Genomic DNA, 23,734 nt, shown 5'->3' on the forward strand with positions numbered 1-23,734 from the left:
TCCCAGTCTTAAACGGTGCCTGCAGCATTCTTGTCGGGAAGCCCCGCCGTCAGGATGCTGCGCTCGTCGAAATCCTGGCGGGCGACATTGGCGGCCACCCTGCCCTGGCACATCACCATGATGCGGTCGGAAATGCCCATGACCTCCGGCAGCTCGCTTGAGATCATTACGATCGCCATGCCGCCGGACGCCAGCTCGTAGAGGATTTCGTAGATTTCCGATTTCGCCCCGACATCGATGCCGCGCGTCGGCTCGTCGATCACCAGAACCTTGATGCCCTGCTCGGAGAGCCAGCGGCCGAGAATGACCTTTTGCTGGTTGCCGCCCGAGAGATTGATGATGTCCTGCTTGCGCGATGGCGTGCGCACCCGAAGCCGGGCAATGAACCGATCCGCCAGCGCCGCCTCCTGTTTCAGGCTCAGAATGCCGAACGGCGAGAAATGCCGCCGCGAGGAGATCGCGATATTCTCCTCGATCGACCGGCCCTGGACGATGCCGTCGAACTTGCGATCCTCTGGGCAGAGCACCAAGCCCGCATTGATCGCCGCCTTCGGATTGTTCGGCGAAACGGCGACGCCATCGATCGTCACCTGGCCCTGATGCCTGATGTCGGCGCCGTAGAGCAGCCGCGCCATTTCGCTGCGGCCGGCACCGATCAGGCCGAAAAAGCCGAGGATCTCGCCCTGGCGGACGGAAAAACTGATCGGATTGCGCAGCTTCGGCCCCGACAGGCCCTTGACCTCCAGCCTGACGCCGCCGAGCGCACGTTCGCGCCATCCCCAGACATTGCTGATTTCACGCCCGACCATTTCCGAGATGATCTGTTCGCGTGTCGTCTCGGCGATCCGAGGATGGTGGGCGGCAAGCTTGCCGTCGCGTAGCACCGTCAGGCTGTCGCAAAGCCGAAAGATCTCGTCGAGACGATGCGAGACATAGAGAATGACCGTTCCCTTCGCCTTCAGCCTGTCGATGAGCGAAAACAGGATTTCGCTTTCGCGCGAGGAAAGCGAGGAGGTCGGCTCATCCAGCGCGATCACCCGCGCATCGAGCATCACGGCCTTGGCAATCTCGACCATCTGCCGCGCGCCGATCGAAAGCGAGGCGACCTTGGCCGACGGGTCGACATCGATGCCGATCTCTTCGAGCTTCGAGCGCACCGTCTCGATCAGGGTTTTGGCATGGATCACGCCGCCTTTGGCTGGAAAGCGCCCGAGCCAGAGATTTTCGGCGACCGTCAGCTCCGGCACCAGCTGCAGTTCCTGATGGATGACGATGACGCCGGCATGGAAAGCGTCGCGAACGGAGCCGTAGTTCTGCTCCTCCGCCCCGATCAGGATACGGCCGGCATCGGCGGCCTGATCGCCCGACAGCACCCGGATCAGCGTCGATTTACCGGCGCCGTTTTCGCCCATCAGTCCGTGAACGGCGCCCTTCTCGACCGAGAAGGAAACATCCGCCAGCGCCTGCACGCCGGGATACCCCTTGGAAATATTGTTGAATTCGAGGAAGGCCATCGTCGCTCCATCGAGAAGGACCCGGCGGCACGCGAAGTCGCCGCCGGACGTTCGTCATCCTGGAAGGATGATCATTCGATGCCAAGATCCTTGCGGACCTTTTCGTAATCGCCGCGCAGCGCCAGCGAACCGGAGGTCAGCGTCAGTTTTGCCGGCTCCTTGTTATTGGCGATCCAGTCGTACATGTTCAGCGCCGTTTCGTAGCCGTGACGCTTCGGCGAGATGATGACCGTGCCGAAGAAGCCCGTCGCAGCCGGCTTCTTGAACTCGTTGATCGCCGATTCCGCGCCGCCGATGCCGACGCCGATGACGTTGGTTGCCGGAATGCCGACCGACTCGGAAGCACGGACGGCGCCGAGGACGGCTTCGTCGTTAAGACCGAAGGCGACCCAGTATTTCACGTCGGCATGTTTGTTGAGTACGGTGGTTGCCGCGTTGAGGGCTGCTTCCGTATCCGTCTTTGCCTGCGGCGCGTCATAGATGTTTTCGGCCGGGAAGCCGGCCGACTTCAGTACCGAGATCGCGCCTTCGACGCGGTCGACGGCGGTCGGCAACTGATCGTAGGAGATGCGGACGGCGCCGACATTCTTCATGTCCCAGCCGCGCTTCTTGATCTCGTCGACGATCGCCTGCCCAACGGTTTCGCCGATCTTGGTGGCCGAGATACCCATATGCGGCACGTCTTCCAGCGGCTTACCGTCAGCACTGACGAGACGGTCGTCGACCGTCATCAGCTTCAGCTGATTGGCTTCCGCCTTGGCGACGATGCCGGGGCCGAGCTTGACGTCGGGCGTGCAGATGATGAAGCCCTGCGCACCCTGGGCTCCGAGATTGTCGATCGCCGACTGAACCTTCTCGCCGTCTTCGGCGCCGATCTTGACGACGGTGAAGCCTTTTTCCTTGGCGGCTTGATCGGCGAATTTCCATTCGTCCTGGAACCACGGCTCTTCGGGCTGCTTGACGATGAACCCTATCTTGACGTCTGCGGAAAATGCCGAGCCGGCCGCCAGAAGGGCGAATGTGCCAGCCAGGATGGCTGCTTTGAACAAGCGCATGTCTCTCTCCCTAAACTCTGAAATCGAGCAGCTGCCTCCCAGGCAGCGTCCAATGAATTATCTAAATCATCATACCAGTCAATTGCCAATGTATGATGATTTAGATAATAGGATAGTCATGAGAGCCGGATGGACCCGTCGCAAAGCGGATCGAATTCGGATAATCAGGTTCGGTTGCTGCCCGGGAGAGAGCGCGGAGAGGTGAAGTTGGAATCGACTGAGGAACAGGCCCGAGCGGAAAGCTCCGGCAGCGAACGCCGGCCGCGTGTCCGCCGCAACGTCACGGCGGCAATCGCTCAGGATATCTGCGCCGACCGCTATCCCTCGGGCTCGCCGTTGCCCCGCGAGAACGATCTTTGCGACCTCTATGGCGTCAGCCGCACCGTCATTCGTGAATCGCTGAAAGTGTTGGAATCCAAAGGGCTCGTCCGCGGCAAACCGCGAGTCGGAACGACCGTCTGCGACAGGGACGACTGGAACATCCTGGACGCCGAGGTGCTCGACTGGATGGGGCCTTACATCAAGGACTTCGACCTGCTGGGATGCATTCTCGAAGCCCGGCGCACCATAGAACCGGCCGCCGCCGAATATGCCGCCGAGCGCGCCAGCGCCCAGGAGATCGCCGATCTCGACAAGGCCTGGCGGCAGATGCGCGACAGCGCGGGCGATCCGGAAAGTTTCACCGACGCCGACGTGATGTTTCATGCGGTGTTGCTCACCGCCAGCCACAACCAGGTGTTCCGCCGTCTGTCCAGCGCCATCCATGCTGCCCTGAAATATGCGCTGCATGCCTCCAATATCGCCGTCGAAAACCGGGAGGATGCGGTTCTCGTTCATGGTGAACTCGTCGAAGCCTTGCGCATGCGCGACAAGGCCGGCGCCAGAGAATGCGCCAATCGCATGCTCGACCTTGCGGTTCGCGACCTTGCCGCCGCCGAGAAGGCGATCGGCAGGACGAAATGATCAATCACGAGAGGCCGTGGACGCGCTGTCCCATCGCAAATCCGAGAAGAGATTGAGACCTGAGATGAAGATCACCAAACTCACCACCTATATCGTTCCGCCGCGCTGGCTGTTTCTGAAGATCGAGACCGATGAAGGCATCGTCGGCTGGGGCGAACCGGTCGTCGAAGGCCGCGCACTGACCGTCCAGGCCGCCGTCCACGAACTGGAAGACTATCTGATCGGCAAGGATCCCTTCCTGATCGAAGACCATTGGACGGTGATGTATCGCGGCGGCTTCTATCGCGGGGGCGCCGTCCATATGAGCGCGATCTCCGGCATCGATCAGGCGCTGTGGGATATCAAGGGCAAGGCCCTGGGCCAGCCGATCCATTCGCTGCTCGGCGGGCAACTGCGCAACCGCATCAAGGTCTATTCCTGGATCGGCGGCGACCGTCCTTCCGATGTTGCCAACAACGCCAGGGAAGTGGTCGCCCGCGGCTTCAAGGCGATCAAGCTCAACGGCTGCGAGGAAATGCAGATCGTCGACACCAACGAGAAGGTGGAGAAGGCCGTCGAAACCATCGCCGCTATTCGTGAGGCGATCGGCCCGCATATCGGTATCGGCGTCGATTTCCACGGCCGTGTCCATAAGCCGATGGCGAAAGTTCTCGCTAGGGAACTCGACCCCTACAAGCTGATGTTCATCGAGGAGCCGGTGCTGTCTGAAAACAAGGAAGCGCTGCGCGATATCGTCAATCACACCTCGACACCGATCGCACTCGGCGAGCGGCTCTTTTCGCGCTGGGACTTCAAGCAGGTGCTGTCGGACGGCTATGTCGACATCATCCAGCCGGATCTTTCCCATGCCGGCGGCATCACCGAATGCCGCAAGATCGCGGCCATGGCAGAAGCCTATGACGTGGCGCTCGCGCCGCATTGCCCGCTCGGCCCGATCGCGCTTGCCGCCTGCCTGCAGGTCGATGCCGTCAGCTACAACGCCTTCATCCAGGAACAGAGCCTCGGCATCCACTACAACAAAGGCAACGACATCCTCGACTACATCTCCAACAAGGAGGTGTTCCACTACGCCGACGGTTTCGTGTCGATCCCGCAAGGGCCGGGTCTCGGCATCGAGGTCGACGAGGCCTATGTCATCGAACGCGCCAAGGAAGGCCATCGCTGGCGCAACCCGATCTGGCGCCACGCCGACGGCAGCTTCGCCGAGTGGTAGGAGGAAGGGGTCGCGCAAGCGGCCCTTTTTCATTCATGGTGTCGGACATCGAGCCTCTCATCCGTCATAGTAGAAGCTCAAGAGGAGGTTTCCATATGGCCAGAGCGATCGCAATCATCGTCGCCCGCATCATTTTCAGTTTTATCTTCTTCATGGCCGCCGGCTTTAAATTCGCCGGCATCGGCACGACGGCGGACTACATCGCCGCCGCCGGTTTTCCGATGGCGACATTCCTTGCCTGGGTCGCAGCGTTGTTCGAGATCGCCCTGGCGCTCGCCTTCATAACCGGAGCCTTCTTCACCGAGGCGAGCCTGCTCGCCGGCATCTATGTGATCTTCCTCGCCTTCGCCTTCCACGGCCCATCCCATTGGCAGCAGAACCAGGCCGAGTTCGGCTTCTTTGTCGATCACTTCACCTTCCTTGCCGGCCTGCTCTTTGCCGCCGTCCATGGGCCGGAGAAATGGGCTTTGAGACACAGCCTCCTCAGATAGCCCACGAGGCACTCTCCGCCGGGCGCCGGTTCCGGCATCGGCACATCACCGGGACGCCGATCTGGATCGACGGCGGCCAGGGGCTGCTGCGATAGCGTCAGATGCGACGATCAGGCGTTGAGCCGGGCGCCGTCGAGCGTATAGAGCTCCTGCGCGCGCTGCACGCCGCGCAATGCATAGCGCCCGACACAGGCGATGGCCCCGCGCTGCTCCTCCGGTATCGCGGCGGCGAAATCGGAGGAGATCAGCAGGTTGAGATCGACCGAGCGGCACATCGAAGCAATGCGGCTGACCTCATTGACGGCAGGGCCGATGACGGTGAAGTCCAGCCGGTCCTGGCTGCCGATATTGCCGTAGAAGACGTCGCCGATATGCAGGCCGATATAGACATCCGTCGTCGGCCGGTCGCCGGCCTTGCGTTCGGCGTTCAGCTTGGCGAGCTTTTCCCGCAGCAGCGCTTCGGCCTTGAGTGCCGCGCGGCAGGTTTCCGCCGGCGCCTCGCCCTTGAAGATGGCGAGCACCCCGTCGCCGATCAGCTTCAGCACATTGCCGCCGGCTTCATGGATCGCCGAGATCACCACCTCGCTGTAATCATTGAGCAGCGGGATGATTTCCTCCGGCGGCACGCGATCGGAAATCTTGGTGTAATTCAAGAGATCGGAAAACCATAGCGCCGCTGAAATCCGCTCCGATTTGCCGCGGCTGATCTTGCCTTCCATCACCTGGCGCGCCGCATCCTCGCCGAGATAGACCTCAGCGATGGTGCGGGCGATGCGCCCGAGCGCAATGCACTTGATTGCCAGCCCCAGAACCGGCACCAGCTTGCGCAGGATGGCAAGGTCGTGATCGGAAAAGCCTTCGGGGTGCTTCGTCGAGAAATTCGAGAAGAAGCAATCCATCTCGCCGATCGTGCCGGCCTCGGCGAAACGATGCATCATCGCGATATAATCGGTATGGCCGGCCTCGACGATCTTGTCGAGTTGGCTGAAATCGATCGGATCGCCGAAGCCGATGCGGCGGCGCACCTCCCGCTCATTACCCGACCAGAGATGATAGAAGGACGAACGCTGCCAGCTCGCAGCCGCCTCGCCCGTACCCGACGGGCCATATTCGAATTCCGTCTCGACCAGCTCCTCGCTGTCCCAGCGGAAGGCGCGGCCTTCATGCACCGGATGCAGCGTATCCATCAACGCCAGGCCGCGGTCGATCCGCAGGCCGGCCTTCCGGCAGGCCGCGCAGAAACCGGTCATGAGTTCGGATTCCGAAGCGCCCTTCAGTCCCTGCTCGGTAATCCAGGCCGCAATCGTGCTGACGTCGCTGTAATCCATATCGATCACCTTTGCTCCTGCTGAAGCTGTAGCCCGAAGTCGGCATCGAAGGAAGCCGATTGGCTCAATCGCCCGCCGGCATATTATAGGGCGTGATGATTTCCACCGATGACAGCGAGGCCGAAACCGCCCGACCCGGCGACGTCGCCCGGCCCATGATTGCCCTGAAGGCCGAACGCGCATCGGTTCTGAGATCATGATGCAGCACGAAGCCGATCCGCCGCGCGGCAAGCAAGGCGCGGTTATCGGCGTCCAAATCATGGGCGACAAAGACGCCGACCCGGCGCCTGGCCGCATCGAAGGCCGCCAGCACCGCCCGGTTGCCGCCGCCGATCGAATAGACGGCGTTGATCGTAGGATCCGCCGCAAGAGCTGCCGCCGCGAGCGTTCCCGTCGCCGCATCGGCGCCGTGCCCCTCGCTGATTTCGCTGATGCCGATCTCGGGATAATGGGCGCGAATGATGCGGCGAAAGCCGATTTCGCGCTCTTCCTCGCCGCGAAACCGCCCACTCGACAGCGTCACCAGCACCTTGCCGCCACGGCTCCCGAGCACTTCGCCGATGAGATAGGCCGCCGTCTCGCCCGCTGCCCGATTATCGGCGCCGGCATAGACGATCCGCGCCGAATTCGGCAGGTCGGTTACCAGCGTCACCACAGGAATGCCGGCCGCATCCAACCGGGCGACGGCGGCCGCCACCTCGGCGACATCGGGCGCCTTGAGCACGATGCCATCAGTGCCGCGCAGCCGGATGCGGTCGAGAAGCTGCACCATCTCGGCCGGCTTCATCACTTCGGCGAAATGGAACCGGCAGCGGAAGACGCCGGGCAGGAAGGCCGCCATCTCGGCCTCGAAGGCGGCGCGCACCGCGTCGCTGAACCGCTGCGGCGTCTCCATGACGATATCGATCGCCAGCATGCGCCCGCTGCCCATCGCGCCTGCCTGCTGCTTCTCCAGCTCTGCGATCGCCGCCTTCACCCGCATTTCCGTCTGTTGGCGCACACCCGGCCGGCCGTTCAGCACCCGGTCGACGGTCGCGGTGCTGAGGCCCGCTTGAAAAGCGATATCCTTGACGAGGAAGAGATGGGCCATGGAATCCGTTTGATGGTTTTTTGATGGATTCCTGATCTATATCACCCGGTATCGCGGCGTATAGTGCCTTCATCGAAAGAGGAGGAGCCATCATGAAGACCGACAATCAGATGAAATTGCGCGCCGATCGCGTCTGGCTCAGCGAAGATGCCTGCGATCTCGAGGATTTTCGCCGTCTGGCGGAAAAGACCACCGCGCTTGCCGATTACCCCACCGCGTCTGCAGTCGAAAAAAACGTGTTGATCTATGACAGCCGGAAGGTGGCGGCGGCAGTTGCAACCACGGAGGGCCGGCGTGCCGTCCTGGCCGAGATCTCAGAGGCGTTCGGCGAAGGTCCCGGCGTCGCCGTTTTCAAGCATGCTTACCAGGATACCGGCGTCATCGACCGCGCCAGCGCGATTTTCGACCAGATTATCGAGGAACAGCACCGCACCGCGACCGGCGGCGGCGATCATTTTGCCAAGCCCGGAGCCAACGACCGCATCTGGAATTCGCTGGAAAAACATTGCCTCGCCGATCCCGCGAATTTCGCGGAATATTACGGCAACGTCATCGTTGCACTCGCAAGCCAGGCCTGGCTTGGCCCGAGCTACCAGATGACGGCGCAGGTCAATCGCGTCAATCCGGGCGGCGCGGCGCAGTCGGCCCATCGCGACTACCATCTCGGTTTCCAGTCGTCTGCAGTGATCGAGCAGTTCCCGGCGCATGTGCACCGGCTCTCGCCGGTGCTGACGCTGCAGGGCGCGGTCGCCCATTGCGACATGCCGCTCGAAAGCGGCCCGACGCTCTTCCTGCCGCACAGCCAGACCTATGTGCCGGGTTATCTCGCGCTCAAGCGCCAGGAATTCCGGGATTATTTCGAGGCCAACCATATCCAGCTGCCGCTCGAAAAAGGCGACGTCGTCTTCTTCAATCCCGCCCTCTTCCACGCCGCCGGTACCAACCGCTCGGCCGATATCAAGCGCGTCGCCAACCTCCTGCAGGTCTCCTCCGCCTTCGGCCGCGCCATGGAAACCGTCAACCGCGAGAGGATGAGCGCCAGGCTCTTTCCTGCCTTGAAAACCTTGCAAGGCAAACTCTCTCCCGACGAAATCGCCAACGCCGTCGCCGCCTGCGCCGAAGGTTATTCCTTCCCGACCAACCTCGACCGCGACCCGCCGCTCGGCGGCCTGGCGCCGAAGACGCAGGCGCAGCTGATGCACGAGGCGTTGAAAGAAGGCTGGAGCGACGAAGCCTTTACGGCGGCACTTGCCGGGCAGGCGCAGAAGAAATTGAGCTGACTAAGGAAGGGAAGCCCCTTTCATCCGCAATGACCTAAAAGCCTCCCGCGCCCGCGGGAGGCATTCGCACATCACCAAGGAGGAACCAATGAGCACAAACCACGGCCGTCTCGACGGCAGGATCGCCATCGTCACCGGCGGCACGCAAGGATTGGGCGCCACCATTGCCCGCCTCTTCGCCGAACGCGGCGCGGAAGGCATCGTCATCTGCGGCCGCAATGAAGCCAGGGGCAAGGCGAAGGCCGAAGAGATTTCGACCGTAACCGGCGTGAAGGTCGTTTACGTCAAGGCCGATCTCGCCAAAGTCGAGGATGCGAGCCACGTCGTCCACGCCTGTGACGAGGCCTTCGGCCGGGTCGATGCGCTGGTCAATGCCGCCGCCATCACCGATCGCGGCACCATCCTCGACACCAGCCCGGAACTCTTCGACGCCATGTTCGCCATCAATGTCCGGGCGCCATTTTTCCTGATGCAGGAGGCAGTAAAGGTCATGCGCCGCGAACAGACAGAAGGCACCATCGTCAATATCGGCTCGATGTCGGCCAAAGCGGGCCAGCCCTTCATCGCCGCCTATTGCGCCTCCAAGGGCGCGCTGGAAACGCTGACGAAGAACACCGCCTATGCACTGCTGCGCAACCGCATCCGCGTCAACGGCCTTAATATCGGCTGGATGGCCTCCGAAGGCGAGGATCGAATTCAGCGCGAATATCACGGCGCGCCGGCCGACTGGCTGGAGAAGGCGGCGGCAGGCCAGCCTTTCGGCCGCCTCGTCGATCCGCACGAGGTGGCGCGCGCCTGCGCCTATCTGTCGTCTTCCGAATCCGGCCTGATGACCGGCTCGGTCATCTGCTTCGATCAGTCGATCTGGGGCGCTTATGACGGCTCGCCGCATCCGGTCGCAGCCCTCTGATAAGTCCCGAGCCCGGCATTTCCCGTGGCCGGGCTCCGGCACCTCCCGGCATTTGCCGCGACAGCACCGCGCGTCTTTTCAGACGCTGCAGCACTTTGAACTGCGGCATAATTTCATCCTCAAATCGATTCCGGTTGGAGGGATTATGCAGTAGGAAGAGGGCGGCAGCATTCAGGGAGGAACTGGCTTGGCCGACAATCCGCTTTATGACATCCGCGATGAACGTTTCGCCGCTCTGGTCATCGGCAGTGCCGCACTCGAAGAGCTTTATTCCGGCTGCCGCTGGACGGAAGGCCCGGTCTGGTTTTCCGACCTGAACTGCCTTCTCTGGAGCGATATCCCGAACGAACGCATGATGCGCTGGACGCCTGACGGTACAGTCTCCGTCTTCCGCTCGCCCTCCAACTACGTCAACGGCAATAGCCGCGACCGGCAGGGCCGGCTCATCTCCTGCGAACATGGCGGCCGCCGCGTCACCCGCACCGAACCGGACGGCACGATCACCATTCTCGCCGACAGCTACAAAGGCAAGCGGCTGAACTCGCCTAACGATGTCGTCGTGCATTCCGACGGCGGGATCTGGTTCACCGATCCGACCTACGGCATCCTGTCGGATTACGAGGGTCACAAGGCCGAGCCCGAGCAGCCCACCCGCAACGTCTATCGGATCGACCCCGCAAGCGGCGCAATCGAGGCCGTCGTCGAGGATTTCATCCAGCCGAACGGCCTTGCCTTCTCGCCCGACGAGACGAAGCTCTATATCGCCGATTCCGGCTCGGCAAAACATGAAGTGCCGCGCCACATAAGAGTTTTCGACGTCGTCGACGGCCGGAGTCTGACGAACGGCCGCTATTTTTGCAGCCTCGACGCCGGCAATCCCGATGGCTTCCGCTTCGATGTCCAAGGCAATCTCTGGACGAGCGCCGGTGACGGCGTGCACTGCTTTTCGCCGGACGGCACCCTGCTCGGCAAGATCAGGGTGCCGCAGACGGTGTCCAATCTCACCTTCGGCGGCCCCAAGAAGAACCGGCTCTTCATCACCGCGACGCGTTCGGTCTATTCGATCTATACCAAGACCAACGGCGCTCAATATCCGTAGGAACTGGAACACGGCGCCCCACGCAGGACAGGCACCCGACGATATCGAATCGTCGGCCAGAACGACATTGCTCCAACACATGTCACCCGAAACACTGTGAAGCGGTTGCGGATGACGACATGCATGAAAAAAGCTAAAGCGCATCGCAGGAATCAAATTCGATGTGACGCGCTTGCGCTGCTCGCACCTTATCGCATCAAGGAGGAATATAAGATGACCCGATCTTCACGCGCCGAGAGGCACCGCACCGCTGCTGATGCCATCACCGGGAGAGGCTGATATGCGGTCCGTCGTTTCCTTCAACGAAGGCTGGAGTTTCCACGAGGGCTTCGGCCAGCGTCTGCTCGAAAGCTTCGATGCCGCCAAGTCGGTCAGTCTGCCCCATACCGCCGTCGAACTGCCCTTCAACTATTTCGACGAGACCAGCTATCAGCGCGCCTTCACCTATCAGAAAGTGCTGCGCTGGCTGCCGGAATTCGAGGGCCGCGAAATCTCCCTCGTCTTCGACGCCGCCATGGCCGACAGCGTCGTTTATTTGAACGGCGAAGAAATCATCGCCCATAAGGACGGCTACACCCCCTTCGAGGCCCGCCTCACCGGCAAGCTGCTCAAGGGCGAGAACCTCGTGACCGTCAAGATCGACGGCAGCGAAAACCCCGCCATTCCGCCTTTCGGCGGCCGCATCGATTATTTGACCTATGCCGGCATCTACCGCGACGTCTGGCTGAAAGTCACCGACCCCGTCTCGATCCGCAATCTCAAGATCGAAACCACAGACGTGCTTGCCCCGGAAAAATCGGCAACCATCCGTGTCGATATCGCCAATCCCGAGAGCCGCAGCTTCTCGGCGACCGTCACCGCGACGCTGAAGCAGGCGGACGGCACGGTGATCGCCACCGCGGCAACCGAAACGATCGGTGACCGTGCCAGGCTTTCTTTCGGTGGCCTCACCGGCATCACGCTCTGGGACATTGCCGATCCCGCGCTCTACGAGGTGACCGTCGAACTCAGGACCGAGCACGGCTCCGACCGGCTTTCCACCCGCTTCGGCTTCCGCACCGCCGAATTCACGCCGGAAGGTTTCCTCCTGAACGGCAAGCCGCTGAAGCTGCGCGGCCTCAACCGTCACCAGGCCTTCCCCTATGTCGGTTATGCCGCCGGCCGCTCCGCCCAGGAGCGCGACGCCGACATCATGAAGAGCGTGCTGAAGTGCAATATCGTCCGCACCTCGCACTATCCGCAGTCGAAATGGTTCCTCGACCGCTGTGATGCGATCGGCCTGCTGGTTTTCGAGGAAATCCCCGGCTGGCAGCATATCGGCGATGCCGACTGGCAGAAGGAATCGATCGAAAACGTCCGACGCATGATCGAGCGCGACTGGAACCATCCCTCGATCATCATCTGGGGCGTGCGCATCAACGAGTCGCAGGACAGCCACGACTTCTATGTCGAGACCAACCGCCTGGCTCGCGAACTCGACAGCACCCGCCAGACCGGCGGCGTGCGTTATATCACCGAGAGCGAACTGCTCGAAGACGTCTACACGATGAACGACTTCATCCTCGGTAATGAGGAACTGCCGGGCGCCAACCGCCCGCGCACCGTCCTTCGCGCCCAGCAGGAAAATACCGGTCTGTCCCGGAAGGTGCCGTACCTCATCACCGAGTTCAACGGCCACATGCACCCGACGAAGATCTACGACCAGGAACAGCGCCAGGCCGAGCATGTACGCCGCCACCTTGATGTGTTGAACGCCGCCTATGGCGACCCCGATATCTCGGGCGCCATCGGCTGGTGCATGTTCGATTACAACACCCACAAGGATTTCGGCTCCGGTGACCGCATCTGCTATCACGGCGTCATGGACATGTTCCGCGAGCCGAAATTCGCAGCCTATGCCTATATCAGCCAGTGCGATCCTTCCGAAGAGATCGTCATGAAGCCGGCAACCTTCTGGGCGCGCGGCGAGCGCAATATCGGCGGCGTGCTGCCGCTGATCATCCTGACCAATTGCGACGAGGTGGAACTGCAATATGGCGCGCTTTCCAAGCGCATCGGTCCGGACCGCGAGAATTACCCGCACCTGCCGCATCCGCCCGTCGTGCTCGACCATCGCCACTTCACCGCCGACGAACTCGGCACCTGGGGTCTCGAATGGATCGACGGCACTCTGACCGGCTATATCGGCGGCCAGCCCGTGGCGAGCCTGACGTTGGCGGCCGATCCCTTGCCGACGACGCTTGAAATCGTCGCCGACAGCCAGACACTGAAGGCCCGCGAACGCGACAGCACCCGCGTCATCATCCGTGCGCTCGACCAGTGCGGCCAGCGCCTGCCCTTCATGAACGACAGCATTTCGCTGAAGGTGCATGGGCCAGCAAAGATCGTCGGTCCGACCAATGTGCCGCTGCAGGGCGGCACCGCGGGCTTCTGGCTGGAGGCGACGGGCTTTACCGGCGAGATTACCGTCGAAGCGGTCTCCTCGCGTTTCGCGCCGGTGACCCTCACTGTGACGGCCATCGCTTAATTGAGCGCAGAGCCGCGCGTCTTATAGGCCCCCGGCTCTCTAATGGCCGTCACACGATCCGCACCTGGCTTTCGGGATCGAAGAACACGGCCTTGTCGAGATTGAAGGCGAGGCGTGTGTTCTGGCCTGGAGCGATGCCTGCATCGGCGCGCAGGCGGGCGACGACGGATTTGCCGCCGAGCTTGGTGACGGCGAAGGTGTCGGAGCCGGCCGGTTCGACGACCTCGATCAGGCAATCGTCCTCGGTGAGCGAACGCGCCTTGCGGTCGGCGCCGTCGGGATCGGTCAGGGCTTCCGGGCGGATGCCGAAGATCACCTGCCTGCCGGCATAGGCCGACAACCCGTTGGCGCCGGCGACCACCGGCAATCTCAGCGGCGCGCCATTCGGCCGTTCGAGTGCGACGGCAAGCCCGGAGGCGCCATTCTCGACGGTGGCGTTGAGCAGGTTCATCGCCGGCGATCCCATGAAGTCGGCGACGAAGAGATTGGCCGGGCTGTTATAGATCTCGGCCGGCGTGCCGAACTGCTGCAGCACGCCGTCCTTCAGCACGGCGATCTTGGTCGCCAGCGTCATCGCCTCGATCTGGTCGTGGGTGACATAGACGAAGGTGGTGCCCATGCGCTGGTGCAGCCGCTTGATCTCGGTGCGCATGTCGACACGCAGCTTGGCGTCGAGATTGGACAAGGGCTCGTCGAACAGGAAGACCTGCGGATTGCGCACCAAAGCCCGGCCCATGGCGACACGCTGGCGCTGGCCGCCGGAGAGCTGGCTCGGCTTGCGGTCGAGCAGATGGCCGATCTGCAGCATGTCGGAAACCTGTTTGATCGCCTTGGCCCGTTCCTCCTTCGGAACGCCGCGGATCTCCATGCCGAAGGCGATATTTCCGGCCACCGTCATGTTCGGATAGAGCGCATAGGACTGGAACACCATGGCGATATCGCGCTTGGACGGATGCAGACCGCTGATGTCGCGCCCGTCGATCCTGATATCGCCAGACGTGATCGTCTCCAGCCCGGCGATGGTGTTGAGCAGGGTCGACTTGCCGCAGCCGGACGGGCCGACCAGCACCAGGAAGCCGCCCTTTTCGAGTTCGAGGTCGATCCCCTTGAGGATGTCGACGGCGCCGAAGCGTTTTCTGAGACCGGAGATTTCCAGGAAGGCCATGACTTACCCTTTGACTGCGCCCGCCATCAGACCGCGCACGAAGTAGCGGCCGGCGAGGATATAGACGATGAGCGTCGGAACGGCCGCGATCATCGCCGCCGCCATGTTGACATTGTATTCGACCACCCCGGTCGAGGTGTTGACGACATTGTTGAGCGCCACCGTCATCGGCATGGAGTCACCGGTGCCGGCGTAAGCGGAGGCAAACAGGAAGTCGTTCCAGATATTGGTGAACTGGTAGATGACGGTGACGACGATGATCGGCAGCGAGTTCGGCAGCATGATGCGGCGGAAGATCTGGAAGAAGCTGGCGCCGTCGACCTGGGCGGCCCTGACCAGCTCGGTCGGAAAGGCCTCGTAGAAATTGCGGAAGAACAGCGTCGTGAAGCCGAGGCCATAGACGACATGGACGAAGACCAGGTTGACCGTCGAATTGCCGAAGCCGAAGGAAAAGCCGGTGGCGTTCTGCAGCGTCACCCCGAAGCGGCCGAGCGAGCCGAGGATGGTCGCCATCGGCAAGAGCACCGACTGGAACGGGATGAAGCAGGCAAACAGCATCAGCCCGAACACCAGCGTATGGCCGGGGAAGCGCCATTTGGTCAGAATATAGCCGTTCAGCGCCCCCATGATGGTGGAGATCGCGACTGCCGGCACCACCATCTTGATCGAGTTCCAGAAGTAGCCCTTGATGCCGGCGCAGGTCAGCCCGACGCAGGTCTCGCCCCAGGCCTTGATCCAGGGATCGAAGGTCGGCGCCTCAGGCAGCGCCAGCATGTTGCCGTTCTGGATCTCGTCCATGGTCTTGAACGAGGTCGTCAGCATGACGAAGAGCGGCATCAGGTAGAGGATGGCGAAGATCACCAGCAGGCCGTAGATGACCAGCCGGCCGATCCAGCGGGTGTTGCTGTTCCTGATGTCGCTGCCCTGGGAGGCCGGTGCGGTTGCAGTCGAGATTGCGGTCGAGGCGGTCACGCTGCTCATCGCGCCTTCTCCTTCAGTTCGGAATAGAGATAGGGCACGATGATCGCCGAGATGGTCATCAGCATGATGATGGCGCTGGCCGAGCCGACGGCCATCTCGTTGCGCTTGAAGGTGTATTCATACATGAAGTTGGACGGCAGCCAGGCCGAGCCGCCCGGCCCGCCCGAGGTCAGCGCCACGACGAGGTCGTAGGATTTGATGGCCATATGGGCGAGCACGATGAAGGCGGAGAGAAAGATCGGCCGCAGCAGCGGAATGACGATGCGGCGATAAAGCTGGAAGGGCGAGGCGCCGTCGATCTCAGCCGCCTTCATGATCTCGCCGTCGATGCCGCGAAGCCCTGCCAGGAACATCGCCATGACGAAGCCCGAGGCCTGCCAGACACCGGCGATGACGACGGTATAGATGACGAAGTCCTTGTTCTTGATCCAGTCGAAGTGGAAGCTCGTCCAGCCGAAGTGGTGCAGCGTCTGTTCGAGACCGAGGCCGGGGTCGAGGAACCATTTCCAGGCCACCCCGGTGACGATGAAGGAGAGCGCCATCGGATAGAGGAAGATCGGCCGCAATAACCCCTCGCCGCGGATCTTCTGGTCGAGCAGGATGGCAAGCAGCAGGCCGAGGCTCAAACAGATGCCGACATAGAGAAAGCCGAAGATCGCCATGTTGGTGATCGAGGTGTACCAGGAGGACGGCGGGTCGCTCTCGAAGGTCCAGCGCCACAGCCGCTGATAGGCGCGCCCCCCGGTCAGCGCATAGGAGGGGAAGGTCTTGGAATTGGTGAAGGACAGATAGGCCGTCCAGACGATGAAGCCGTAGACGAAGATGAGGGTGATGACGAAGCTCGGCGCCAGCACGATCTTCGGCAGCGCATCCTGCAGCCGGCCCCGCAGCGAGACGCTCGTCGATCGCCCGGGGGTCAGAACCGGGTCGGTGGTCGCAACTGTGCTCATGGATATCATCTCCCTTCCCGCAGGATCGCTCGGCATTTATCGCTGCGGAGCCTGGAGCTTCCCCGCGAGGTCACGCGGGGAAGCATATTCATCGACGACCCTTAGCGGGCGTCGTCGATCGCCTGGACGAGCTGCTTGACGGCTTCGTCGGAGCTCTTGATCTGGCCGTGGACGAACTTCGAGACGACGTCCTTATAGGCATTGGCGATCGCCGGAGGCGCGCCGTAGCCCTGGGCGAGCGAACCGAACAGCGTGCCGCCCTCGTTGGCCGCCTTCAGGTCGGCGATGCCCTTCTTGCCGCAGGCGTCGAAGTCGGTGTCGGGAACGTCGGTACGGGCCGGCACCGACCCCTTGACGACGTTGAAGGCCGACTGGAAGCTCTTCGACAGCGTTGCCGTTGCCAGCGCCACCTGGGCCGCCTTGCGGTCGTCGGGGACGTTGAACATGCCGAACATGTCGGAGTTATAGATGACGCTGCCATCGGTGCCGGGGAAGCGGTAGCACAGGAAGTCCTTGTCCGGGGTCTTCTTGGCGGCGACGAATTCGCCCTTGGCCCAGTCGCCCATCACCTGCACCAGCGCATCACCCTTGATGACCATGGCGGTCGCCAGGTTCCAGTCGCGGCCGGAGAAGTTCGGATCGACGTATTTGACGATCTTCGCCAGGTTGTCGAAGGACTTCTTCATCGTGTCCGACTTCAGCGACGCCTCGTCGAGGTCGTTGAAGGCCTTCTTGTAGAATTCCGGGCCGCCGGTCGACAGCACGATGGAATCGAACATCGTCGCTTCCTGCCAGTTCTGGCCGCCGAGCGCCAAGGGGATGACGCCGGCAGCCTTCGCCTTGTCGAGCAGGGCGATCAGATCGTCGAAGCTCTTCGGCTGGGTGCCGCCGATCTTGTCCATCACAGCCTTGTTGATCCACAGCCAGTTGACCGAATGCACGTTGACCGGGGCTGCGACCCACTTGCCGTCATAGACGGAGAACTTCTGCAGGGCCGCCGGCACCGACTTGTCCCAGCCTTCCTTCTTGGCCGTCTCGGTCAGATCGCCCATCACGCCGGCCTGGGCATAATCGAGCACGGTATAACCCAGCATCTGCGAGGCCGTGGGATAAGTGCCCGCCGCCACCATCGCCTTCAGCGCCGTCATCGCCGCGTCACCGCCGCCGCCGGCCACCGGAACGTCCTTCCAGGCAAACCCTTCCTTCGACAGATCCTGCTTCAGGACGTTCAGCGCCGCCGCCTCGCCGCCCGACGTCCACCAGTGCAGCATCTGCACTTCCTTCACGTCGGCAGCCTGGGCCGCACCAAGGCCAGCCATCATCACGACGGCAATCGCCGCCGAGCTCAAAAACTTGCGCATGAATTTCCTCCCATTTGAAAATCGGCGGCGGGCCCTCCCTGCCGCCCGATGTTTTCCACCGGTTGCGGCGGTCGACATCGGCCGCGCTCCTCCGCGCGGTTGCTAATTTAAAACGTTATAAGCCATAGATCGTCAAGCCCTTTCTCGACTCCCGAGAAAAATATGGATATTTCCATAAACTATTGAATTTTATATTCAATATTGATTTGGCTAACAGATCGTTAAAATTTAAAACGTTTTCATTCCACGATTGCGCGCCCGAGTCATCGTGTTATTGTATCGGCAATTCCACCACGGAAAGCCGAAAGTGACCGAACCGTCCCGGCCGCGACGCGGCGAAAGTCTCGATATCACCCATAAGCGCGGCAAGCCGACCTTGCGAACGATCGCCACGATCGCCGGCCTTGCGGTGACGACGGTGTCACGCGCGCTCGCCGATGCGCCGCAGATTTCGCTGGAGACCCGCCAGCGCGTGCGCCGTATCGCCGGCGAGATCGGCTATCTCCCCGACCGGGCTGCGCAGCGCCTGAAGACCGGCCGCACCAATGTCATTGCCATCCTGCTCGATTCGCACGAGGAAGTGGTCGGCTTCAGCACCTCGATCATGTACGGCATCGCCAAGGCATTGAAGGAGACCTCCTACCATCTCGTCGTCGCCCCGAACTTTCTGTCGACGACCGATGTCGAGGCCGTAGACTACATCATCCGCAACCATCTCGCCGACGGGTTGATCTTCACGCGGACGGAGCCGCTCGATGCCCGCGTCCGCCTGCTGCTCGAAACCGGCTTTCCATTCATCTGCCACGGCCGCACGGAATTTTCGACGCCCCACCCCTATGTCGACTACGACAATTTCACCTTTGCCTATGAGGCGACGCGCCGGCTGATCGCCAAGAAACGCAGAAAAGTGGCGGTGATCCTGCCGCCCAAACGGCTGACCTTCTGCCAGCATATCCTGCACGGCTTCATGACGGCGGTGCGCGAGGCAGGCATTGCCTATGAGATCCCCGAAACGGTCGATCTCGATACGCCGGCGGATGTGCTGCGCGATTTCATCTGCAGCCGCGCCGCCGCTCCGGATGCGCCCGATGGTTTCATCTGTCCCGGCGAGGTCTCTGCTCTCGCCGTCATCGGCGGCATGGGCGACGCCGGCCGGACACTGGCTGTCGATTACGATATCGTCGCCAAGGAAACCTCCCGCCTCCTCACCCAGTTGCAGCCGAAAGTCGACACGATCCATGAGGACCTGACGGCGGCGGGTGAGGATCTCGGCCGCATGCTGCTGCAGCGCATCAACAACCCTGACGCCGAGGGCCTGCATCTGCTGCTGCCGCCGCAGATCAATTTCCCGATCGGTTGACCCCTCCGAAGGCTCGCGCCTTAAGCCTATTCCCAACGCGCAGGTTTTGCCCTAGAAGCACGCCGTAATCCGGTCGCAGCCCACCCGGTCAAAACAAGGGAATCCAAAATATGAAGATCATCGTCGTCTGCTCTGGCGGACTCGACTCCGTTTCGCTTGCCCATAAGATAGCAGCGGAAGAACAGCTTATCGGCCTCGTCTCCTTCGACTACGGCCAACGGCATCGCAAGGAACTCGATTTCGCCGACAAATGTGCCGCACGCCTTGCCGTTCCCCACCATATCATCGACATATCAGCCATCGGCGGCCATCTCAGCGGATCGGCGCTGACCGACAATGTCGAGGTCCCGGACGGCCACTACGCCGAAGAGACCATGAAGGCCACCGTCGTGCCGAACCGCAATGCCATCATGCTGGCAATCGCCTTCGGCCTGGCGGCTGCCCAGAAAGCCGATGCCGTTGCCGTCGCCGTGCATGGCGGCGACCACTTCATTTACCCGGACTGCCGTCCGGGCTTCATCGACGCCTTCCAGCGCATGCAGGACGAAGCGCTGGATGGTTATGCGAGCGTCAGACTGCTTGCACCCTATGTGGAGGTGTCGAAAGCAGCGATCGTGATCGACGGCGAAAAACATGCGACGCCGTTTGCGGAAACATGGTCCTGCTACAAGGGCGGCAGGCTCCATTGCGGACGCTGCGGCACCTGCGTCGAACGCCGCGAGGCCTTCCATCTTGCCGGCGTCCCCGATCCCACCGAATACGAAGACCCGGATTTCTGGAAGGCGGCGGTGTCGCAATATTCGGCCGCGGAGGTGCGTTGATGTACCGCATCACCAAGGAGTTTCATCTTTCCGCTTCGCACCAGCTGGATCATCTGCCGGCCGACCATCAATGCGCCCGGCTCCACGGTCATAACTATATCGTGGTCGTCGAGCTCGCGGCCGAAAACCTGAACGATGACGGCTTCGTGCGCGACTATCACGACCTCTCGCCGCTCAAGCGCTATATCGACGAGGCGCTCGATCACCGGCACCTGAACGAGGTCTTCGGCCATTCGAAAGTCACCTCCGAATTCCTGGCAAGGCACTTTTACGACTGGTGCAAGCAGCGCTTTCCCGAGACGTCGTCCGTCCGCGTCAGCGAGACGCCGAAGACCTGGGCGGAGTACCGGCCATGAGCGGAGAGACCATTCGCGTCAGCGAGATCTTCGGCCCCACCATCCAGGGCGAAGGCGCTCTGATCGGGCTGCCGACGGTATTCGTCAGGACGGGCGGCTGCGACTATCGCTGTTCCTGGTGTGACAGCCTCCACGCGGTCGACAGCGCATACCGGGATCAATGGATTCCGATGGCGGTCGATGCGATCTGGCAGGAGGTGACCAAGCTGTCCGGCGGCAGGCCGATGACGGTTTCCCTTTCCGGAGGCAATCCGGCGATCCAGCCCCTGGGACCGCTGATCGAGCTCGGCCATTCCCAAGGCTACCGCTTTGCGTTGGAAACGCAGGGAAGTGTGGCCCGGAACTGGTTTCGCGACCTCGACATGCTGGTCTTGAGCCCCAAGCCGCCGTCAAGTGGAATGCTGACCGATTGGGGTGAGATCGACAATTGTCTTCGGCTGACCGCCGGCGGGCCGGAGATCGCATTGAAAATCGTCGTCTTCGACGATGCCGACTATGCCTTTGCGCGAGAGGTGGGCCAGCGCTACCCCTATATTCCCCTGTACCTTCAGCCGGGCAACCACACGCCGCCGCCCCCCGATGACGACGACGCCCGCATCGATATCGACGGCGTGATGGATCGCATGCACTGGCTCGTCGAGAAGGTGACGGCCGACGGATGGTTTGCGCCACGCGTGCTGCCGCAACTGCACGTGCTGCTGTGGGGAAACAAGCGCGGCGTCTGACGCTGTCTGAGCCTAAAGCGCGTCGCGATCTTTCAGATTCGCTCCTCGCGCTTTAGCTCTTTGTTTTTACACATGTCGTTGCGGCAAAAGCGCTTCGGGCTTTGCCTGGGAAAACCGCGGCACACTTTTGCGCAACATGTTCTAACGCTCCGGAAAAGCGAAGACATCGACAGGCTCTCCGAGCCCGCGCAGCGGGAAGGTACCCAGGCTGTCCATGTCCTTGGCGCAGTCCGCCATTTCGACGAAGGCCCGCGACAAGAGCACCGGACGCTTGACCTCTTTGGTCAGGCTTTCCAGCCGCGAGGCGACATTGACCGCCGGGCCGATGACGGTGAAATCCAGCCGCCGGCGCGAGCCGATATTGCCGTACATGACGTCGCCGACATGCACGCCGACGCCGTAACGCAGCGGCTCGCGCCCCATGCGCAGATGCTGCTCGTTCAACTCGGCCATCGACGCCTGCCCTTCGCGGATCGCCTGCAGCAGATCGAGGCAGGCGGTTTCCTTGGTCAGCGGGAAAATCGCCAGCAATCCGTCGCCCATGAATTTGAGGATCTCGCCGCCATAGCGCTCGATCGGATCCGACATTGCGTCGAAATAGTCATTGAGCAGGTGGATGACATCGTCGCGCGGCCAGAGATCGGAAATCGCCGTAAAGTCGCGCAGGTCGCAGATCATGATCGCCGCGCCGACAGTGGCGCCGCTGCCGCGCGTCGTCACGCCCGACAGGATCTGCTCGCTCGCATGCGGCCCGACATAGGTCTGCAGCAGCGTGCGCGCCATGATGTTCTTCAGCCTGATTTCGCTGACGAGGGTCAGTGCCGGCAGGAGATCGCGCAGGAAATCGACATGCTCGCGCTCGAAGCCGCCCGGCCGGCTGGTGGAAAATGTCACGACATGCCGCTTGCCGAGGGTGTGCTCGAGCGGCCAGGCGATATATTCGGTCAAGCCGTCGTCATGCAGGTCCTGATAGAATGAATCCAAGTCGCCGACGGCTGCGCCTTCCAGCTGCCTGCGCACCTCCTCCGCGCCCTGATGGATCGCGTTGACAGGACTGTTCAGGAACTCCGGCGTGTTTTCGACGCCATAGGCGAATGTATCGATCTTCGCTTCCGCCAGTCCCTCCTTCCAGAGAAGGCGAGCACCTATCCATTGCGGGTGGTTCACCCTGAAATGCAGCGTCGCCCGCGCCACCGGCACGCCGGCCGCCAGCAGCTTCCCACACATGTCCACCAGGATATTGTCGATGAAACGCTCGCCCCGCGTCTCGTTCACCAGCCAGTCGAGAATCCGTCTCCGGCGAATCGGCCAGACGCCTTCGTCCGCCTCGACTGAGGTCCCGACCTTGTTCAAAAAAGACGACATCTAAAACTCCCGCTACGCCACTTCACTGGCGAGTGCCGAACTCAATTTTCCCGCTGAATGTGGTCGATGGGAAAGCAAATGATAAGGGGAGGTATCGATTAAACCTCAGAAATCCCAGTCCTCGTCTTCGGTCGCCACGGCCTTGCCGATCACATAGGAGGAACCGGAGCCGGAGAAGAAGTCGTGGTTCTCGTCGGCGTTCGGCGACAGCGCTGACAGGATCGCCGGATTGACCTTGCAGGCCTCGGCCGGGAAAAGCGCCTCATAACCGAGATTCATCAGCGCCTTGTTGGCGTTGTAATGCAGGAATTCCTTGACGTCTTCGGTCAGCCCGACTCTGTCATAGAGCGCCTCGGTATATCTGGCCTCGTTGTCGTAGAGCTCGAGCAGCAGGTCAAAGGCGAAATCCTTGAGTTCCTGCCTTCTTTCTTCCCCGAGCAGCTCCAGCCCGCGCTGGAACTTGTAGCCGATATAATAGCCGTGCACCGCCTCGTCGCGAATGATCAGCCGGATCATGTCGGCCGTATTGGTCAGCTTGGCGCGGCTCGACCAGTACATCGGCAGGTAGAAGCCGGAATAGAACAGGAAGCTTTCGAGGAAGACGCTGGCGACCTTCTTCTTCAGGGGATCGCCGGAGGCATACTGCTCCATGATCAGCGCCGATTTGCGCTGAAGGAATTCGTTCTCCTCCGACCAGCGATAGGCATTGTCGACATCGGGCGTCGAGCAGAGCGTCGAGAAAATCGAGGAATAGGAGCGCGCGTGCACCGCCTCCATGAAGGAGACATTGGAAAGCACCGCCTCCTCATGCGGCGTTATCGCATCCTCCATCAGCCTGATGGAGCCGACACCGTTCTGGATCGTGTCGAGCAGCGTCAAGCCGGTGAAGACGCGAATGGTCAGCTGCTGCTCGGCCGCCGTCAGCGTCGCCCAGGACGGAATGTCGTTCGACAGCGGCACCTTTTCCGGCAGCCAGAAATTGCCGGTCAACCGGTTCCAGACCTCGAGATCCTTATCGTCCTCGATGCGGTTCCAGTTGATGGCGCGCACGCGGCTGATTGGCTTTATGGATATGTTCATTGGATGGTCTTTCTTCCACAAATTCTAACGGAGTGCGGAGCCCCCTCACCCTGCCCTCTCCCCGCTGGGGAGAGGGGAACGCCGTGCAATCGGCTTGTCT

The 23,734-nt window shown here is 61.8% G+C and carries 21 protein-coding genes; 11 read left to right on the forward strand and 10 right to left on the reverse strand.

Annotated elements, in window-relative coordinates; all coding sequences use genetic code 11:
* Positions 1-8: 8 nt before the first annotated feature.
* Positions 9-1,514 carry an L-arabinose ABC transporter ATP-binding protein AraG gene (gene araG, locus RHEC894_RS19225; RefSeq protein WP_085738468.1) on the reverse strand — a complete coding sequence of 502 codons (1,506 nt, stop codon included), beginning with the start codon at positions 1,512-1,514 and terminating at the stop codon, positions 9-11.
* A gap of 71 nt (positions 1,515-1,585) precedes the next feature.
* The gene (locus RHEC894_RS19230; RefSeq protein WP_085738469.1) at positions 1,586-2,569 is read right to left on the reverse strand and encodes an arabinose ABC transporter substrate-binding protein; all 984 of its coding nucleotides are present in this window, start codon (positions 2,567-2,569) and stop codon (positions 1,586-1,588) included.
* A gap of 201 nt (positions 2,570-2,770) precedes the next feature.
* Here RHEC894_RS19230 and RHEC894_RS19235 point away from each other — a divergent pair, with 201 nt between their 5' ends.
* The 3 genes from RHEC894_RS19235 (at position 2,771) to RHEC894_RS19245 (ending at position 5,236) form a co-directional block, all read left to right on the forward strand.
* Positions 2,771-3,532: a FadR/GntR family transcriptional regulator gene (locus RHEC894_RS19235; RefSeq protein WP_206427877.1), complete on the forward strand. Its 762-nt coding sequence runs from the start codon at positions 2,771-2,773 to the stop codon at positions 3,530-3,532.
* Positions 3,533-3,596: 64 nt separating this feature from the next.
* Positions 3,597-4,745, forward strand: coding sequence for a galactonate dehydratase (gene dgoD / locus RHEC894_RS19240; RefSeq protein ID WP_085738471.1), 1,149 nt, complete (start codon positions 3,597-3,599; stop codon positions 4,743-4,745).
* 95 nt (positions 4,746-4,840) lie between these two features.
* Positions 4,841-5,236 (forward strand): DoxX family protein, encoded by a 396-nt coding sequence (locus tag RHEC894_RS19245; protein ID WP_010062252.1) that lies wholly within the window; start codon positions 4,841-4,843, stop codon positions 5,234-5,236.
* 110 nt (positions 5,237-5,346) lie between these two features.
* Here RHEC894_RS19245 and RHEC894_RS19250 read toward each other — a convergent pair whose 3' ends face one another.
* A complete protein-coding gene (locus RHEC894_RS19250; RefSeq protein WP_085739058.1) occupies positions 5,347-6,564 on the reverse strand; it encodes an adenylate/guanylate cyclase domain-containing protein in 1,218 nt (405 codons plus the stop codon).
* A gap of 64 nt (positions 6,565-6,628) precedes the next feature.
* Positions 6,629-7,654 carry a LacI family DNA-binding transcriptional regulator gene (locus tag RHEC894_RS19255; RefSeq protein WP_085738472.1) on the reverse strand — a complete coding sequence of 342 codons (1,026 nt, stop codon included), beginning with the start codon at positions 7,652-7,654 and terminating at the stop codon, positions 6,629-6,631.
* A 92-nt stretch (positions 7,655-7,746) separates the two neighbouring features.
* On the opposite strand from RHEC894_RS19255, the gene RHEC894_RS19260 reads away from it, so the two are divergent.
* The 4 genes from RHEC894_RS19260 to RHEC894_RS19275 all read left to right on the forward strand — a co-directional run bounded on the left by RHEC894_RS19260 (position 7,747) and on the right by RHEC894_RS19275 (position 13,470).
* Entirely contained in the window at positions 7,747-8,934 is a 1,188-nt protein-coding gene (locus RHEC894_RS19260) for a phytanoyl-CoA dioxygenase family protein (RefSeq protein WP_085738473.1), read from the forward strand.
* An 88-nt stretch (positions 8,935-9,022) separates the two neighbouring features.
* Positions 9,023-9,844 (forward strand): SDR family oxidoreductase, encoded by an 822-nt coding sequence (locus RHEC894_RS19265; RefSeq protein WP_085738474.1) that lies wholly within the window; start codon positions 9,023-9,025, stop codon positions 9,842-9,844.
* Between the two features lie 187 nt (positions 9,845-10,031).
* Positions 10,032-10,943 (forward strand): SMP-30/gluconolactonase/LRE family protein, encoded by a 912-nt coding sequence (locus tag RHEC894_RS19270; protein WP_010068346.1) that lies wholly within the window; start codon positions 10,032-10,034, stop codon positions 10,941-10,943.
* A gap of 280 nt (positions 10,944-11,223) precedes the next feature.
* Positions 11,224-13,470 (forward strand): glycoside hydrolase family 2 TIM barrel-domain containing protein, encoded by a 2,247-nt coding sequence (locus RHEC894_RS19275; protein ID WP_085738475.1) that lies wholly within the window; start codon positions 11,224-11,226, stop codon positions 13,468-13,470.
* A gap of 49 nt (positions 13,471-13,519) precedes the next feature.
* Here the strand turns inward: RHEC894_RS19275 and RHEC894_RS19280 are convergent, their stop codons facing one another.
* The 4 genes from RHEC894_RS19280 to RHEC894_RS19295 form a co-directional block, all read right to left on the reverse strand.
* The gene (locus RHEC894_RS19280; protein ID WP_085736941.1) at positions 13,520-14,635 is read right to left on the reverse strand and encodes an ABC transporter ATP-binding protein; all 1,116 of its coding nucleotides are present in this window, start codon (positions 14,633-14,635) and stop codon (positions 13,520-13,522) included.
* Positions 14,636-14,638: 3 nt separating this feature from the next.
* Positions 14,639-15,616: a carbohydrate ABC transporter permease gene (locus RHEC894_RS19285; protein WP_085738476.1), complete on the reverse strand. Its 978-nt coding sequence runs from the start codon at positions 15,614-15,616 to the stop codon at positions 14,639-14,641.
* Positions 15,613-16,566 carry a sugar ABC transporter permease gene (locus RHEC894_RS19290; protein WP_085738477.1) on the reverse strand — a complete coding sequence of 318 codons (954 nt, stop codon included), beginning with the start codon at positions 16,564-16,566 and terminating at the stop codon, positions 15,613-15,615. Before RHEC894_RS19290 ends, RHEC894_RS19285 begins: the two co-directional genes overlap by 4 nt.
* Positions 16,567-16,667: 101 nt before the next feature.
* On the reverse strand, positions 16,668-17,927 hold the full coding sequence (locus RHEC894_RS19295) for an ABC transporter substrate-binding protein (protein WP_085738478.1): 1,260 nt from the start codon (positions 17,925-17,927) through the stop codon (positions 16,668-16,670).
* A gap of 307 nt (positions 17,928-18,234) precedes the next feature.
* Here RHEC894_RS19295 and RHEC894_RS19300 point away from each other — a divergent pair, with 307 nt between their 5' ends.
* The 4 genes from RHEC894_RS19300 (at position 18,235) to queE (ending at position 21,189) form a co-directional block, all read left to right on the forward strand.
* A complete protein-coding gene (locus RHEC894_RS19300; protein ID WP_085738479.1) occupies positions 18,235-19,287 on the forward strand; it encodes a LacI family transcriptional regulator in 1,053 nt (350 codons plus the stop codon).
* 110 nt (positions 19,288-19,397) lie between these two features.
* Positions 19,398-20,108: a 7-cyano-7-deazaguanine synthase QueC gene (queC, locus tag RHEC894_RS19305; protein WP_085738480.1), complete on the forward strand. Its 711-nt coding sequence runs from the start codon at positions 19,398-19,400 to the stop codon at positions 20,106-20,108.
* A complete protein-coding gene (gene queD / locus RHEC894_RS19310) occupies positions 20,108-20,464 on the forward strand; it encodes a 6-carboxytetrahydropterin synthase QueD (RefSeq protein ID WP_085738481.1) in 357 nt (118 codons plus the stop codon). Before queC ends, queD begins: the two co-directional genes overlap by 1 nt.
* Complete coding sequence (queE, locus tag RHEC894_RS19315; RefSeq protein ID WP_085738482.1) at positions 20,461-21,189, forward strand: 7-carboxy-7-deazaguanine synthase QueE; 729 nt, start codon at positions 20,461-20,463, stop codon at positions 21,187-21,189. Before queD ends, queE begins: the two co-directional genes overlap by 4 nt.
* 141 nt (positions 21,190-21,330) lie before the next feature.
* On the opposite strand, the gene RHEC894_RS19320 is transcribed toward queE, so the two are convergent.
* A complete protein-coding gene (locus RHEC894_RS19320; RefSeq protein ID WP_085738483.1) occupies positions 21,331-22,554 on the reverse strand; it encodes an adenylate/guanylate cyclase domain-containing protein in 1,224 nt (407 codons plus the stop codon).
* A gap of 105 nt (positions 22,555-22,659) precedes the next feature.
* Entirely contained in the window at positions 22,660-23,634 is a 975-nt protein-coding gene (nrdF, locus tag RHEC894_RS19325) for a class 1b ribonucleoside-diphosphate reductase subunit beta (protein WP_010067493.1), read from the reverse strand.
* Positions 23,635-23,734: the final 100 nt, after the last annotated feature.

This window comes from Rhizobium sp. CIAT894, assembly GCF_000172795.2.
GTDB lineage: Bacteria > Pseudomonadota > Alphaproteobacteria > Rhizobiales > Rhizobiaceae > Rhizobium.